This window comes from Pseudomonas sp. ANT_J12, from assembly GCF_008370045.1.
GTDB lineage: Bacteria > Pseudomonadota > Gammaproteobacteria > Pseudomonadales > Pseudomonadaceae > Aquipseudomonas.
Genome location: NZ_VOBN01000002.1, coordinates 249,065 through 263,983, shown reverse-complemented (window position 1 = coordinate 263,983; position 14,919 = coordinate 249,065). Strand labels below are relative to the sequence as shown.

The 14,919-nt window shown below is 60.1% G+C and carries 13 protein-coding genes; 10 read left to right on the top strand and 3 right to left on the bottom strand.

The annotated features are described in order from the left end of the window. Nucleotides 1-22: 22 nt before the first annotated feature. Nucleotides 23-931 (bottom strand): LysR family transcriptional regulator, encoded by a 909-nt coding sequence (locus tag FQ192_RS07020; protein ID WP_149657947.1) that lies wholly within the window; start codon nucleotides 929-931, stop codon nucleotides 23-25. Between the two features lie 113 nt (nucleotides 932-1,044). Between FQ192_RS07020 and FQ192_RS07015 the strand changes: the two genes are divergently transcribed. From FQ192_RS07015 to FQ192_RS07000, 4 genes are all read left to right on the top strand, one after another. Beyond that, nucleotides 1,045-1,926, top strand: a complete 882-nt coding sequence (locus tag FQ192_RS07015; protein ID WP_149657946.1) for an MBL fold metallo-hydrolase — start codon at nucleotides 1,045-1,047, stop codon at nucleotides 1,924-1,926. Between the two features lie 80 nt (nucleotides 1,927-2,006). Continuing rightward, nucleotides 2,007-2,621, top strand: a complete 615-nt coding sequence (locus FQ192_RS07010; protein ID WP_149657945.1) for an NAD(P)-dependent oxidoreductase — start codon at nucleotides 2,007-2,009, stop codon at nucleotides 2,619-2,621. Between the two features lie 435 nt (nucleotides 2,622-3,056). Next, on the top strand, nucleotides 3,057-4,208 hold the full coding sequence (locus tag FQ192_RS07005; RefSeq protein WP_149657944.1) for an alpha-xenorhabdolysin family binary toxin subunit A: 1,152 nt from the start codon (nucleotides 3,057-3,059) through the stop codon (nucleotides 4,206-4,208). A 35-nt stretch (nucleotides 4,209-4,243) separates the two neighbouring features. Next, nucleotides 4,244-5,266: an alpha-xenorhabdolysin family binary toxin subunit B gene (locus tag FQ192_RS07000; RefSeq protein WP_178129030.1), complete on the top strand. Its 1,023-nt coding sequence runs from the start codon at nucleotides 4,244-4,246 to the stop codon at nucleotides 5,264-5,266. A gap of 28 nt (nucleotides 5,267-5,294) precedes the next feature. Here the strand turns inward: FQ192_RS07000 and FQ192_RS06995 are convergent, their stop codons facing one another. Then, entirely contained in the window at nucleotides 5,295-6,179 is an 885-nt protein-coding gene (locus FQ192_RS06995; RefSeq protein WP_149657942.1) for a LysR substrate-binding domain-containing protein, read from the bottom strand. 159 nt (nucleotides 6,180-6,338) lie between these two features. On the opposite strand from FQ192_RS06995, the gene FQ192_RS06990 reads away from it, so the two are divergent. The 6 genes from FQ192_RS06990 (at nucleotide 6,339) to FQ192_RS06965 (ending at nucleotide 13,839) form a co-directional block, all read left to right on the top strand. Next, nucleotides 6,339-7,976 (top strand): 5-guanidino-2-oxopentanoate decarboxylase, encoded by a 1,638-nt coding sequence (locus tag FQ192_RS06990; RefSeq protein ID WP_149657941.1) that lies wholly within the window; start codon nucleotides 6,339-6,341, stop codon nucleotides 7,974-7,976. Next, on the top strand, nucleotides 7,973-9,421 hold the full coding sequence (locus FQ192_RS06985) for an aldehyde dehydrogenase family protein (RefSeq protein ID WP_149657940.1): 1,449 nt from the start codon (nucleotides 7,973-7,975) through the stop codon (nucleotides 9,419-9,421). Before FQ192_RS06990 ends, FQ192_RS06985 begins: the two co-directional genes overlap by 4 nt. A 218-nt stretch (nucleotides 9,422-9,639) precedes the next feature. Next, the gene (locus tag FQ192_RS06980) at nucleotides 9,640-10,743 is read left to right on the top strand and encodes an ABC transporter substrate-binding protein (RefSeq protein ID WP_123409338.1); all 1,104 of its coding nucleotides are present in this window, start codon (nucleotides 9,640-9,642) and stop codon (nucleotides 10,741-10,743) included. Between the two features lie 268 nt (nucleotides 10,744-11,011). Further along, nucleotides 11,012-11,923, top strand: coding sequence for an ABC transporter permease (locus FQ192_RS06975; RefSeq protein ID WP_149657939.1), 912 nt, complete (start codon nucleotides 11,012-11,014; stop codon nucleotides 11,921-11,923). Beyond that, the gene (locus FQ192_RS06970) at nucleotides 11,920-12,768 is read left to right on the top strand and encodes an ABC transporter permease (protein ID WP_123409336.1); all 849 of its coding nucleotides are present in this window, start codon (nucleotides 11,920-11,922) and stop codon (nucleotides 12,766-12,768) included. The genes FQ192_RS06975 and FQ192_RS06970 overlap by 4 nt, the downstream gene beginning before the upstream one ends. A gap of 15 nt (nucleotides 12,769-12,783) precedes the next feature. Then, nucleotides 12,784-13,839: an ABC transporter ATP-binding protein gene (locus FQ192_RS06965; RefSeq protein WP_149657938.1), complete on the top strand. Its 1,056-nt coding sequence runs from the start codon at nucleotides 12,784-12,786 to the stop codon at nucleotides 13,837-13,839. 115 nt (nucleotides 13,840-13,954) lie between these two features. On the opposite strand, the gene FQ192_RS06960 is transcribed toward FQ192_RS06965, so the two are convergent. Beyond that, nucleotides 13,955-14,884, bottom strand: a complete 930-nt coding sequence (locus FQ192_RS06960; RefSeq protein WP_149657937.1) for an AraC family transcriptional regulator — start codon at nucleotides 14,882-14,884, stop codon at nucleotides 13,955-13,957. Between the last annotated feature and the right edge of the window lie 35 nt (nucleotides 14,885-14,919).

The window sequence follows — 14,919 nt, the reverse complement described above, 5'->3', positions numbered from 1 at the left end:
ACTTGCAGCTTGCAGCTCAAAGCTAGTAGCTGCCTCTATCCCATTCAGGCTCTTCGGGAAATCTGAGCACCAGGAAGTCGAGCATGCTGCGCATCGTCGACGGCATGTGTTTGCGTGAGGCATACACCGCGTACATGTTCATCTGCCGCGGCTCGGCATGCGCCAGCAAGCGGATCAGTTCGCCGCTGTGGATGTGCACGCCGGCCTGGTAGCTCGGCAGCATCGCGATGCCGGCGCCGGCCATGGTGGCGCGCAGCAGGGTGCTGGCCTCGTTGGCGCTGATGTTGCCCTGCACCGGCACCGAGACCTGTTCGCCGTCCTGCTCGAAATGCCACAGGCTTTTGCCGAAGTAGGAGTGGGTCAGGCAACTATGCTGGCTCAAGTCCTCGACCCGTTGCGGTGCAGGATGTTCTTCCAGATACGCCGGGGAGGCGCAGATCACCGAGCGGCACACGGTCAGGCGCCGGGCGATCAGGTTCGGGTCGAGGTCGTTGCTGGTGCGGATCGCCAGGTCGATGCGTTCGTCCACCAGGTTCACCGTGCGGTCGATCATCTGCATGTCGATGCTGACGCCGGGGTAGCGCTTGACGTACGCGGCCATGGCGTCCGCCAGTTGCGCCTGGCCGAACGAGGTGCTGACGCTGATCCGCAGCAGGCCACGGGGTGCTTCGTCCGGTTCGCTGATGGCGGCTTGCATGTCGGTGGTCAGGTCGAGCATCTGCCGACAGCGCGGCAGGATCTCGCTACCGGCCGCGGTCAGGCTCAACTTGCGCGTGGTGCGGTGCATCAGCCGGGCGCCGACCCAATCTTCCAGCTCCGCCAGATAACGTGACACCACCGGCCGCGACAGGTCCAGGTGATCGGCCGCCGCCGACTGGCTGCCCAGGTCCACTACCGAGACAAACACCTGCATTGCTTGAAGACGATCCATGATTTGCCCACTTTTAGAAACAAACTATGTTCCAGCATCGCATTTTTTGTACTGAGATTGGCAACTAAGCTCTGCCCCCATCGCCGCACGGCATTTGGACAACGGAGCAACAGATGATCGGTTTCACCGCAATCAAGCGCATTCTCCTGGCAACCGCCACCCTCGGCTTTGCTGCTCACGCGGCAGCCGCGTCGACCCTGACCCTGGATGTTTACAACCCGGGCGACAAGGCGATTTTCCCGGTGACCTCGGTGCTGGTCAGCGGCGAGAAAGACGCAATCCTGGTGGACGCGCAGTTCGGCAAATCCCAGGCCGAGCAAGTGGTGCAGAAGATCCGCGCCAGCGGCAAACAACTGACCACCATCTACATCAGCCACGGCGACCCGGATTACTACTTCGGCCTCGACACCCTGACCGCCGCGTTCCCGAACGCCAAAGTGCTGGCCTCGCAACCGACCGTGGACCACATCAAGCAAACCGTCGACGGCAAACTCGCCTTCTGGGGCCCGAAAATGGGCGCTGACGTGCCCGCCAAAACCATCGTGCCGGGTGTGCTCAAGGGCGACAGCCTGATGCTCGAAGGGCAGAAATTGCAGGTGGTGGGCCTGGACGGCAAGCAACCGGATCGCAGCTTCGTGTGGATCCCGTCGATCAAGGCTGTGGTCGGTGGTGTGGTGGTCGCGGAAAACATCCACGTATGGATGGCGGATACACAGACCGCGCAGTCCCATGCCGATTGGTTGACTACGCTGCATTCGATTGAAACCCTGAAACCGAAAACCATCGTGCCGGGTCACTACCTGGGTGAGAGCGCGCGGTCCCTGGCGGCCGTGCAATTCACTGCCGAGTACATCAAGGCGTTCGACGAAGAAACGGCCAAGGCCAAGGATTCTGCCGCGCTGATTGCAGCGATGAAAAAACGCTACCCGACACTGGGCGAGGAAAGCTCGCTGGAGCTGAGCGCCAAAGTCGCCAAGGGCGAGATGAAGTGGTAACCGGATTTAGTGACTGATCGTTCCCACGCTCCGCGTGGGAACGATCTATACAGACATATTCAAGCCAACTGGAGAACGTCATGAGCAAAATCGCAATCATCGGTGCCACCGGTCGTGCCGGTAGCCAACTGTTGGAAGAAGCCCTGCGTCGCGGTCACCGCGTTACCGCCATCGCCCGTGATACCTCGAAGATCGGCCAGCGCGACGGTGTGGTCAGCAAGAACGTCGATGCGCTGGATGCCGACGCCTTGCAAGCGGCGGTCGCCGGACATGACGTGGTGATCAGCGCCGCACACTTCGCGACCCTGCCGGCCAGCGCCGTGATCGGGCCGGTGAAGAAGGCCGGGGTTAAACGGCTGTTGGTGGTGGGAGGGGCCGGTTCGTTGTTGCTGCCCAATGGCGGTCGCGTGATCGACAGCGAAGGTTTCCCCGAGGAGTACAAGGCTGAAGCGAGTGCCGGGGCGTTGTTCCTGGAGAATCTGCGCAAGGAACAGGAACTGGACTGGACCTTCGTGTCGCCATCGGCGGAGTTTGTTGAAGGTGAGCGCACCGGCAAGTTTCGTCTCGGCAAGGATGATTTGCTGGTCAGTGCCGACGGTCGCAGTTGGATTACATTTGCCGATTACGCCATTGCGATCATTGATGAAGTTGAAAAACATGTTTTTGCACGTCAGCGATTTACAGTTGGTTACTGATACATAGAGCAACATCAGGCACACGTCACGCAAGTGACGTGTGCTTTTTTTTGTGGGTTGAAAATAAACGGTATTGGTATCGGCGTCGTACCTGCCAATATTCATTGGGGGCAATGCATTGGGTGCTGTCGGTTTGCAATCGTTATTAAGCGCGCAGTCTTTCGTGGGGTTAAAAATCATTCATGAAAGGGGTTTGCTTTCCTACAGTGTTTGCCTCCTCGGGCGTAGTTGAATAGTCCACTTCAGCAGGTTAGTGTGATCTCGCGTTATATATTGTAGACGCTGAATAACAAGTCGCTCTGCAAGCGTATCTATTAATTGTGTTGTGGTTTTTTAATTGGGTCTTTTATGCTGATCGATAAAAAGCAAGCGTTGCAAAATTAATTAAGGCGTGTGGCACATCAAGCCGTGGCCGAGTTGGAGGGCGTGGACACTATGGCCGAAGCGGCAAAGTATGTGCCCGTGCAATACTTTGGCGTCATGGCCGGTGCTGAAGCGTCGACTTACAAAGACGGAACTTTCATTGTTCAGAAACACAACATTATTGATATCAAGCGTTATGTCAGCGCAAGTCTGCGCCTGCCGGTGGACCTTGGCGCAGTCGAGAAACTGCTGGGTTACACCGAATCCACGGTCAAGGGCCTGGAGCCGCGAGACATCCAGTTACTGCACCAGCGCATTCATCAACATGCGCTTTCCTGGGGAACGCTGGAACGCGACACCAAGGACCTCGGAAGCCGTCTGGATCTCTTCTCCAAAGGGTTTATAAACAGCGGAATCCAGGTGGTCGAGCATTTGAAGAGCTTCGCCGGCTACAAGGATCTGAGCGGTACGATCCATACGCTCAATGATGCCGAGCGGGCGGCGCTGGCAGCCGTTCCCCTGGGCAACTCCGACAGCGAAAGGGTGCAAAACCTGGCCAAGTATTTCACGCGAATGAAAAACGATATCGAGAGTTTTTATCAGCGTGTCAGTGCGGTCAAAGCGTTAGCTTCAGAATTTTCACGCAAAATAACAGAAGATCTCCTACCTGCAGTCGTGGCCACGCTGGGCTATGTTGAACAGGCAGGTATCGAAGCGCCAGCCCAGGAGGAAGCGCTCAGGGCTCAACTGAAAGAACTGGATGCACACATCGCGGAAAAAATCGCCGAGTACAACAACCTGGTCGGTTATTCCTTTGCAGGCCTGGTGTTTGGTCCTATCGGGGTTGCCATTACCGGGGGGATCTTCGGATCCCAGGCCGAAAAGGTCAGGTCACAGAAAAATACCCTGTTGGCCAATCGGGACGAACTGCTGGGTAGAATGGGCAAGACGCGCTTTTCACAACTTTTGAATCAAGTGGGAGGGCGGCTAAGCGATATGAAAATCCTGATGAGTGACGCTGAGCGCGGTGCTAAAAATCTGGAAGATGTATGGGCCATTATTTGGGTGAGTATTGAAGAATCCTCCGATCGATTGTTGCAACTCGATAATGAGCTTGATCTGGGCATGCTGGTGCTGGATTTACATTCAGTGATTGAACCCTGGGGTGTCATTCAAGGGCATGCCAATGCGTTGTCCAGGGTTTTTAACGAAGTTGTTGGTTGAATGGTTGGTTAAATACTTCAAGGATGAAAAATATTATGACTGCTAATACGCTTGACGATAGGAATGGCTATGCACTACCGAACAGGGTGGTGATGAAGGCCGCGCAAAGCCATTTCAACTTGATAGTGGCGGATAAAACCTTTGTGCACTTACCGGCCGTCCAGGAGAAGAGCCTTTATCTTCGGGACCAACTCAACGCCGACGATCAGCACTTGGGCGAAGATATCAAGCGAGCAATCGCTGCCCTGACCAATGTCGGGTTCAACAATATTCTGGTGCGCGTTGACGAGATCCTGGGCAATACCACGGTAGCGGCCGCGGTACGGGCAGAGAAAATTGAGGAACTGGTGAAGTATTGCGTGCGTCGGGTCGAAGCGGCGCTGCTGCCTTTGAACACCGCGACCGAATACCTGCGCCGGGCATTGCCCAACCTGGCCGGGGTCCGTTTCGCCGACGTTGGAATCGATCTTGATCGAATCGAATCGGCGCACCTCGCCCGCTTGCGCCAGACTCAGAGTGTGCTCACTGATGACCGCACAAAGCTTGAGCAGGAGAAAAGCGACATTGATCTGCAGATCTCGCAGTTCAATGCTCCGGGCTGGCTGGAGATCTTCAATAAACAGATCCCCAGCGCAGAAGAGATAGAAGCTGCGCTTAAATTGGTGGCTACCCGCAAGCCTGATCGCGAGTTCCTCGAACTGGTGCTCAAGCGACTCAAAGGTAACTTGCAAGGCATCGAAGAAGGGCGCCTTTACGCCAACCTCACCCAGGCAAGAGAGGGTGTGCGCGGCCGACTCGAAGGTGTGCGCCAGGAACTGGCTACCATTGAGGCGCAGATCGGCGAGCAGAACAGTAAGCTGGAAAAACTTGAAGCTATTCGCGGCCTCGATCAGATCACTCGCAACTGGTTGCAAGAGGCGGAAAAGATCCAATCTGCGTTTGAGCGTTTTATTCTGTCAAGCCATCCGCAACAGATTCAAGACGCGTCATCGATCCAGAACCTGGCCGGACGCCATAAAACGATGCTCGATTACCTCAAGAGCATTACCTGGCGCTGATCGCCACAGGGTGCAATGGCGCCCAGGTTCATGACAGGTCGTGGGCCTGGGCTTGCAGCCAGTCCAGCAATTCAGCCAGCGGTGCGCTCGGGGTCGGTCTCAGTGGGTGGACAAGGTAGTACGCCAACCCCGTGCGTACTTTCAATTCAAATGGCATGACCAATCGACCGGCCTGCAAATCGTCACCAATCAGCGACCAATCGCCAATCGCCACGCCTGTCCCCTGGGACGCCATCGACATCGCAAGGTCCAGCGTTTCGAAATGCTGGCCCTTGCCGACATTGCTCAACTGAACATCCGCCGAGGCCAGCCACGCTTTCCAATCCCGTTCATCGCGAGTCGGGTGCAGCAACATGTGTTGTTCCAGATCCTCCGGCACCTGCAACGGCACCGGCCCTTCGAGGTACGGCTTGGAACACACCGGCGTCAGTTGCTCATCGAACAACCGATGGGAGGCCAGTGATGTGTCTGGCGGTACGCCGTAGATCACCGCCGCATCGAACTGCTCACGATGAAAATCCACGCCATGCCGAACCGTTGTCGTCAGCTCCACCGGCACGTCCGGGCGTTCCCTTTGCCATTGCATCAAACGCGGCAACAACCAACGCATGACACAGGTCGGGGCCTTGAGTTGCAGGGTTTCGCGGTTGGCGCCGATCTGCTCCACCGCCTCGCCGATCAAGCCGAAAATCTGCTGCACCCGTGGCAGCCATTCCCGTCCTTGCGCCGTCAGATCGAGGCCGCGGGCCTGGCGGATGAACAGCTCATAACCGAGGTGATCTTCCAGCCCGGCGATCTGCCGACTGACCGCGCCCTGGGTGATGTGCAACTGCTCGGCGGCCCGGGTGAAGTTGCAGCACTGTGCCGTGATCAGAAAAGTGTGCAGGGCGGGCAGGGGAGGCAATCGTTTCATGAGGACCCAAGGTATGACGTGAGGACATGGCTAGTATGACTTTTTATCCATTGTTGCGGCTACGTGTCGCCCGTTCCAATGAGGCCATCCCTGGGCTTGCCTTCGCATCATAAACATTGCGCAGGCCCGGCGTCTCAAACGAACAAAAAGGGCAAAGACATGGCGACGTGCGGCGAAGTATTGGTCAAGTTACTCGAAGACTACGGGGTCGAGCAGGTGTTCGGCATTCCCGGGGTGCATACCGTTGAGCTGTATCGCGGGCTGGCCCGTTCGAGCATCAACCACGTCACGCCGCGTCACGAACAGGGCGCCGGTTTCATGGCCGACGGCTACGCGCGCACCAGTGGCAAGCCGGGTGTGTGCTTCATCATCACCGGCCCTGGCATGACCAACATCACCACGGCGATGGGCCAGGCGTATGCCGATTCGATCCCGATGCTGGTGATCTCCAGCGTGCAGACCCGCAACCAGTTGGGCGGCGGTCGCGGCAAGCTCCACGAGCTGCCAAACCAGAGTGCCTTGGTCGGCGGCGTGGCGGCGTTCTCCCACACCCTGATGTCGGCGTCGGAATTGCCGGGCGTATTGGCTCGGGCATTTGCGCTGTTCCAGGCCGGGCGTCCGCGTCCGGTGCACATCGAAATTCCGTTAGACGTGCTGGTGGAAGAGGCCGACGATCTGCTTGCCAGCGTCCCGGTCAACATCGACCGCGCCGGTGCTGCGCCGACCGCCGTGTCGCGCATGACCGAACTGCTGGCCGGTGCCAAACGCCCGCTGATCCTGGCCGGTGGCGGCGCCATCGACGCTGCCGCCGAGCTGACTGAACTGGCCGAACTGCTCGACGCCCCGGTTGCGTTGACCATCAACGCCAAAGGCATGCTCGAATCCAATCACCCGCTGCTGATCGGCTCGACCCAAAGCCTGGTCGCCACCCGCGCCCTGGTCGCGGAAGCTGATGTGGTGTTGGCCATCGGCACCGAACTGGCCGAAACCGACTACGACGTGACCTTCGCCGGCGGCTTCGAAATCCCCGGCAAACTGCTGCGCGTCGACATCGACCCGGACCAGACCGTGCGCAACTACCCGCCGCACGTGGCGCTGGTGTCCGACTCGCGCAACGCCGCCCAAGCCCTGCTCAGCGCCCTGTCACACAAGTCGTTGGCCGAGCGCCGCAACGATTGGGGCCAGGTACGCGCTGCGCGTTTGCGTGAAGAACTCGCCGCGACCTGGGATGCGCCGACCCTGGCTCAAACCCGTTTCCTCGAAACTGTGCTGCACGAACTGCCGGACGCGGTGTTCGTCGGCGATTCGACCCAACCGGTGTACACCGGCAACCTGACCTTCAACCCGGAGCGTCCGCGTCGCTGGTTCAACTCGTCCACCGGTTACGGCACCTTGGGTTACGCCTTGCCGGCGGCGATTGGTGCGTGGCTTGGCGGCAGCGTCGAGGGCGGTTCGCGTCCTCCTGTTGTGTGCCTGATCGGCGACGGCGGCCTGCAATTCACCCTGCCGGAACTGGCCAGTGCCGTGGAAGCGCGCACGCCAGTGATCGTGTTGCTGTGGAATAACCAGGGCTACGAAGAAATCAAAAAGTACATGGTCAACCGCGCCATCGAGCCGGTGGGCGTGGACATCTACACCCCGGACTTTATCGGTGTCGCCAAGGCACTGGGCTGTGCGGCTGAAGCGGTCAACGGTGTCGAGCAACTGCGCAGCGCCTTGCGCGCCGCCACGGACCGTCAGGGCCCGACCCTGATTGAAATCGATCAGACCCAGTGGATGAAGGCGGTGTCGAAATGAGCTTCCCAACCACGCTGGATGGCCTGTACATCAATGGCCAATGGTCCGCTGGCAAAGAACACCTGCGTGTGATCAACCCTGCCACTGAAGCCCTGTTGACCACCGTAAACGGCGGCGATGAAAAAGCTGTCGAGCACGCCGTAGCCGCTGCGACCAACGCCTTCAAGGACTGGTCGAAAACCACCGGCACCGAACGCGGGGCGATCCTGCGCCGCATCGCCGCCGGTGTGGCGGCCGGTCGCGAACAACTGATGCATTTGCAGTCGAGCAACAACGGCAAGCCGCTGTTCGAAGCCGCCATCGATGTGGACGACGTGATCGCCACCTTCGAGTACTACGCAGGTTTAGCCGAAGGGCTCGATGCCAAGCAAGACAGCACCGTCGAGCTGCCCACCGACGATTTCAGCGCACGCCTGCGCCGTGAACCCTGCGGCGTCGTCGGCCTGATCGTGCCGTGGAATTTCCCGATGGTCACCACCGCGTGGAAACTCGCCCCGGCCCTGGCCGCCGGCTGCTGTGTGGTGCTCAAGCCGTCCGAAGTCACGCCGCTGCCGGAGCTGGAACTGGCCGCGATCATCGCCGAGGCGGGCCTGCCCAAAGGCGTGTTCAACCTCGTCTGCGGCACCGGTCTGGCGGTCGGTGCGCCGCTGTCGGCGGATCCGCGCATCGCCAAGATTTCCTTCACCGGCAGTAACGCGGTGGGCGTGCAGGTGATGCAGCGCGCCGCTGAAACCGTGAAGGGCGTAAGCCTGGAACTGGGCGGCAAATCTTCGCTGCTGGTATTGAAAGACGCCGACATCGCCCTGGCCGTGGAACTGGCCTGCGGCGGCGGTTTCTTCAACGCCGGGCAGATGTGTTCGGCCACCAGTCGCGTGCTGGTCGCCGATGAAGTGGCGGATGAATTCCTGATTCGTTTGCAGGCCCGCGCCGAAGCGATTCGCGTGGCCGACCCGTTCGACCCGAAGGTGGAAATGGGCGCACTGGTCAATCAGGCGCAATACCAGCGCGTGCTCGGTCACATCGATCGCGGTTTGAGTGCCGGCGCCAAGCTGATTTGCGGCGGCAATCGTCCGGCGGATCTGCCGCGCGGTTATTTTTTGCAGCCGACGATCTTCACCGAAGTGCCCCTCGACAGTGCGCTGTGGTGTGAAGAGATCTTTGGTCCAGTGATTTGCGTACGCAGTTTTGCCTCTGAAGCCGAGGCGATTGCCCTGGCCAACGACAGCCAGTTCGGCCTGGTCGCCAGCGTGGTCAGCCGCGATACCGAAGCGGCGGATCGGGTCGCCAACGCCCTGCAAGCGGGGCTGGTGTGGATCAACGCGCCGCAAGTGATCTTCCCGCAGACCGCTTGGGGCGGCTACAAGCAGAGCAGCCTCGGCCGCGAGTTGGGGCCGTGGGGGTTGCAGGCTTTCCAGGAAATCAAACACGTGATTCGAGCCGTCTAAGCGCTCGAAAACGGTGAGCGCATGCCTCGTTCTGAGGCATGCGCTGGCGTCATGGCTTCAATGAGTTTTTATCGATAGTCAGGTGTTTTGCACGACCTCAGGATAAACCCGTCGGCTCAGCTCAAGTCCTTTGAAACCGGGGGCTTCGAGCTGATCCGAGCACGCGGATGCAACGGTTGCGACCAACCTCATACTTACAAAAACAAAGGGAGTCCTTCATGGGCCAGCATGATCTGAACAGACGGCAATTCATCAAAACCGTGGGCGTGGCTTCGGTTGCAGCGGCGGCCATGAGCATGCCCTTCATCCGTGCCAATGCCAGCGACACCCGTTTTCAGGGCAAGACCCTGCGCCTGCTGACCTGGTCCGATGACACCGGGTTGGCGGCACTGCGCAACATCGCGGCGACTTTCGAAGCTAAGTACGGCTGCAAGGTCATCGCCGACCGCACCGGCAGCACCTCGGAAATGGTCGCCAAACTCAAGGCCGGCGGTGATCGTCCGCAGTACGACATCATCACCTTGGCCGGCGTCGGCGCCGAAGGCCTGGCCGCCGCCGATTTGCTGGAAAAACCCGACCTCAACCGCATCCCCAACCTGGTGGACGTGCCGGAGAAATACCGCACCGGCGCCAACGGTCATGGCATCGGTTACCTGCTGTGGTGCAACAGCCTGGTCTACAGCACCCGCACCCAGACCGAAGCGCCGACCAGCTACGCCGCACTGTGGGATGCCGAGTTGGCGCCGAACATCTTCCTGCCGCCGCCGAACTGGACCGAAGCGATGGACCTGATCATCATCGCCGCCAAACTGGCCGGGGGTGACGAACACAACATCGAGCCGGGCTTCAAGAAACTCGCGGAGTTGAAGGACCGCGTGGTTACGCTGGGTGAAAACCCGAACCAGATCGCCGAGCTGTTCCGCACCGGTTCCCTGGACATGGGCGGCCTGTACGCTCCGGCGTTTTTCCCGAAACAGATTCGCGACCCGAACTACGGCCTCGGCGCCACGTTCGGCATGAAGGAAGGGTTCTACACCGACCTGATGCTGTCGGTGATGCCAAAGAATCGCCCCGGCGACACCGACCTGGCCTACGCCTTCATCAACCACTCCCTGGACCCACTGGTGCAGGGCAAGATGGCCGAAGACATCTACAACGGCCCGGTCAACGCCAAGGCGATCATCTCCGCCGAAGCGCGCAAGAGCCCGTTCATCCTCACGCCAGAGCAGATTGCCGACAAGGCGATCATGCACGACAACGCCTTCCTGGCCACTGTGCATGACCAATGGATTCGTCGTTATACGGAAATCTTTTCTTCCTGATTGAGTGGCAAGCACCCGTTCTGAAAACACCACAAATCTACTGTGGGAGCGGGCTTTTGTGGCGAGGGGGCTTGCCCCCGTAGGGCTGCGAAGCGGCCCTAAAACCTGCCGTCGCGGTGTATCAGTTACACCACACGGGATGGTTTACGACTGCTTCGCAGCCGAACGGGGGCAAGCCCCCTCGCCACAAAGCCCGCTCCCACAAGGGATAAGAGGTGGTTTCGAGACGTGTGTTTGTCAGCTGCTTTCCATTGACGAGACCCTTGCTATGGAACACCAACCACCTCTGACTCATCCGCTCGCCGCCGCGCCAGCGCGTCCACGCCGGGGCGTGTCGCCGACTACTCGCGCCTGGCTTTTCCTGTCGCCGTCGATGCTGTTTCTCGGCGTGCTGATTGCTGCCAGCCTCTTGGTGCTGCGCATGAGCGTCGGCACCAAAGGCGCGGAATGGAGCGGGTTCAGCCTCGCCAGTTACGCGCAGTTACTGGAACCCTATTACCTCAAATCCCTGATGCTGACCCTGCGTCTGGCGCTGTTCAGCGCGGTGATCGCGGTGCTGCTGGCAATTCCGGTGGCGTACACCATGTCGCGCCTGACCTCGCCGTTTATCCGACGGATTTTCCTCGCGGCGGTGCTGCTGCCGTTGCTGGTCAACCTGCTGCTGCAAAGCTACGGCTGGTTGGTGATTCTCGGCCCGGCGGGGATGCTCAATCAGGCGCTGATGGGCATCGGTTTGATCAAGCGCCCGATCATGCTGCTCTACAACCAGAACGGCGTGTTGATGGGCCTGGTGCAAACCGCGTTCCCGCTGGCGGTGCTGCCGATTGCCAGCGCCATGCGCGGCGTCGCTCGCACTTATGAAGAAGCCGCCGCGACACTGGGCGCCAGTCGCTTCCAGGTGTTCCGCCAAGTGGTGTTGCCGATGAGTCTGCCGGGGATCATCACTGGCGCGACGTTGGTGTTCGCCTACAACGCCAGCAGCTTCGTGGTGCCGCTGCTGCTCGGTGGTCGGCGGGTGCCGATGCTGGCGGTCATGGTGCATGACCAGATCGCCCCGCTGATGAACTGGCCCGCCGCGTCCGCTGCCGGTGTGGTGCTGATTGTCACCACCCTGGCGATCATGACCTTGTCCGAATACATCACCGGCCGTCGTCGGCGCATGCTGGAGGCTTCGCAATGAGCACCCTGAGCAAGAAACGTTATGGGCTGCTGCCGGGGGAAACCGGCAAGTTCGCCGGCATCCTCTCGGGCTTCATCCTGCTGCTGGCGGTGTTGCCGATCCTGACGATGATCGTGATGTCGTTCAGCGGCGCGTCGAACCTCGACTTCCCGCCCAGCAGCTACAGCCTGCAATGGTATCGCGCGGCCTGGCACACCTTTGTTTCGCCGGACGCCAGCGATGTACTGAGCCTGGGCAAAGCCATGACCACCAGCCTGATGGTCGCGTGCCTGACCATGGTCTTCGCGACGATCATCGCGGTGCCGGCGGCCTACGCGCTGACCCGTTGCGAGTTCCGTGGCAAAGCCGTGGCCCTGCAATTGATGTCGTTGCCGTTGGTGTTCCCGATGGTGGTGTTGGGCCTGGCGTTGCTGCTGGTGTTCGACAGCCTGCCATTCCAGATCACCACCTCGCGGCTGGTAATCGCCCACGTGATCCTCGCACTGCCATTCGTGGTGAAAAACTGCACGGCAGCGATGCTCTCCATCGGCAGCGAAGTCGAAGAGGCGGCGCAGATGCTCGGTGCCTCGCCGACCCGGGCGATCATCGATGTGGTAGTGCCGCTGATGAAATCGGGGATTCTGGCGGGGATGCTGCTGGCGTTCATCGTCTCGTTCAACGAATTCACCGTGACCTATTTCCTCTACACCATCGACGTCATGACCGTGCCGATCTGGATGTACAGCCGCACCGTGTCATCGCTGGACCCAACCGTTTTCTCGTTTGCCGTGCTGATCGTGCTGATCGACTTCGTCCTGATCTGGGCGCTGGAGAAGCTGGTCGGTGAAGGTGGCGTTTCGTTCTGATTCTTGAGGTGCAACATGACTGGTCTGATTCTGGAAAACGTCGAGAAACACTACGGCTCGGCCTGCGCGGTAAAGGATGTAAACCTGCATTTGCCCGAGGGCAAACTGGTGTGTTTCCTCGGCCCGTCGGGCTGCGGCAAAACCACGTTGCTGCGGATGATCGCCGGGCTCGAAACCCTGAGCGGCGGTGAGATCCGCCTGGATGGCGAAGACATCGGCCATACCCCGGCGCACCTGCGCAACTTCGGTATGGTCTTCCAATCGTTGGCGCTGTTTCCACACATGACCGTGGGGGAGAACATCGCCTATCCGTTGAAACTGCGCGGGGTGAGCAAGGCTGATCAGCAGGCGCGGGTAGTGGAGTTGCTGGAGCTGATTCAACTCAAGGAAATGATTGATCGACCGGTGGCGAAACTGTCCGGCGGGCAACGCCAGCGCGTAGCGATTGCCCGGGCGATTGCCTCGCGGCCGAAAATCCTCCTGCTCGATGAGCCGCTGTCGGCGCTGGACGCCAAGTTGCGAGAGTCGATGCAGGTGGAAATCCGTCAGCTGCAACAACGCTTGAACATCACCACCATCTTGGTGACCCACGATCAGCGTGAAGCGATGACCATGGCCGATATCGTCGTGGTATTGGGCGAGCACAAGGTGCAGCAGGTGGGTACGCCGATTGAGATTTACCGGCACCCGGCCAATGAATTTGTCGCGGACTTTATCGGTTCGGGCAACATCTTTCCGGCCACCGCACTGGGCAATGGCAAGGTTGGATTGCCGGGTGGCGATGCCCTGGAAGTGCCGATTTGCAGCAGCATCGTGGTGGGGGAGAAGATCAAGATGCTGATTCGCCCTGAGGACCTGCAACTGTCGCAGCCCCAGGCCACGGCGGGGAATCGGTTGCTGGGCAAGGTGACGTTTGTGCGGGACATCGGCGCGACGATCGAGACGACGGTGGAGTGTTCCGGGGTGTCGTTTACCGCGCTGAGCACGCCGTGTCAGGGGTTTGGGTTGAGTGTGGGCAATCCGGTGTCGGTGACGTTACCGGCCGAGGCTTGCCGCGTACTCAGCGCCTGAAAACACCCCAAAACCTGTAGGAGCGAGGCTTGCCCGCGAAGGCGTCGTGTCAGTCGACATTAATGCTGGCTGACACGACGCCTTCGCGGGCAAGCCTCGCTCCTACAGGGGGCGGTTATACCGTCAACCGCATCCGCGCCAAATCCCGCAGCGGCGGTGCGCCAAACAACCGGCTGTACTCCCGGCTGAACTGCGACGGGCTTTCATACCCGACGCGATACCCCGCCGCCGACGCTTCCAGCCCTTCGGCCAGCATCAGGCGCCGGGCTTCCTGCAAGCGCAGTTGCTTCTGATACTGCAACGGACTCATCGCCGTCATCGCCTTGAAGCGGTGATGCAGGGTCGACACGCTCAGGTTCACTTCCTTGGCCAGGTCATCGATGCGCAACGGCTGTTCATAGTGGCCGTTGAGCCATTTGATCGCCTGGCTGATGCGATGGCTCTGGCTGTTGGCGATGGCGATTTCATACAGGCGGTGGCCCTGCTGGCTGCGCAACAGGCGATACAGAATCTCCCGGCGAATCAGCGGCGCGAGCATGGCGATGTCTTTGGGCGTGTCGATCAAACGGGTCAGGCGCAGCACCGCGTCGAGCATGGCCGCGTCCAGCCGTTCGACATACAACCCGCGCCCGGTCGGCCGGGTCGGCACGCCCATGGGGCCGGCGTCGGCGATCAGCGCAGTGATTTCCGCCGGGTCGATGTCCAGCCGCACGGAGAGGATCGGTTCCTCGGAGGTGACAGTCACCACGCGCCCGCTCACGGGCATCGAGACCGAGACCACCAGGTAATTGAGCGGGTCGTAATTGAACACCTCATCGGCCAGCCGCACTTCCTTGCGCCCCTGGGCCATGATGCACAGCGCCGGTTGCGCCAGTACCGGGGCAAATTGATGGGTCTGGCTGTGACGCGACATGATCAGCGAATCGACGGCAGTGGCGTAATTGCCATCCTCCGTGGTGTTGCGGCGGATGATCGCAGCCAGTTCCTCGCGCTGTTTCTCCATGTCGGCATCCAGCGGGGCTTCAAAGTGATCGAACGACGACATGCAGGACATCCTCGGTGAGGCGTTGTTGATGGGCA

Bases quoted from the DNA above. Each gene is read 5' to 3' on its own strand.
- FQ192_RS06985 (WP_149657940.1), top strand. From the start codon at position 7,973: ATGAGCTTCCCAACCACGCTGGATGGCCTGTACATCAATGGCCAATGG.
- FQ192_RS06995 (WP_149657942.1), bottom strand. From the start codon at position 6,179: ATGAAACGATTGCCTCCCCTGCCCGCCCTGCACACTTTTCTGATCACG.
- FQ192_RS06990 (WP_149657941.1), top strand. From the start codon at position 6,339: ATGGCGACGTGCGGCGAAGTATTGGTCAAGTTACTCGAAGACTACGGG.
- FQ192_RS07000 (WP_178129030.1), top strand. From the start codon at position 4,244: ATGACTGCTAATACGCTTGACGATAGGAATGGCTATGCACTACCGAAC.
- FQ192_RS07020 (WP_149657947.1), bottom strand. From the start codon at position 931: ATGGATCGTCTTCAAGCAATGCAGGTGTTTGTCTCGGTAGTGGACCTG.
- FQ192_RS06960 (WP_149657937.1), bottom strand. From the start codon at position 14,884: ATGTCGTCGTTCGATCACTTTGAAGCCCCGCTGGATGCCGACATGGAG.
- FQ192_RS07010 (WP_149657945.1), top strand. From the start codon at position 2,007: ATGAGCAAAATCGCAATCATCGGTGCCACCGGTCGTGCCGGTAGCCAA.
- FQ192_RS06970 (WP_123409336.1), top strand. From the start codon at position 11,920: ATGAGCACCCTGAGCAAGAAACGTTATGGGCTGCTGCCGGGGGAAACC.
- FQ192_RS06975 (WP_149657939.1), top strand. From the start codon at position 11,012: ATGGAACACCAACCACCTCTGACTCATCCGCTCGCCGCCGCGCCAGCG.
- FQ192_RS07015 (WP_149657946.1), top strand. From the start codon at position 1,045: ATGATCGGTTTCACCGCAATCAAGCGCATTCTCCTGGCAACCGCCACC.
- FQ192_RS06980 (WP_123409338.1), top strand. From the start codon at position 9,640: ATGGGCCAGCATGATCTGAACAGACGGCAATTCATCAAAACCGTGGGC.
- FQ192_RS06965 (WP_149657938.1), top strand. From the start codon at position 12,784: ATGACTGGTCTGATTCTGGAAAACGTCGAGAAACACTACGGCTCGGCC.
- FQ192_RS07005 (WP_149657944.1), top strand. From the start codon at position 3,057: ATGGCCGAAGCGGCAAAGTATGTGCCCGTGCAATACTTTGGCGTCATG.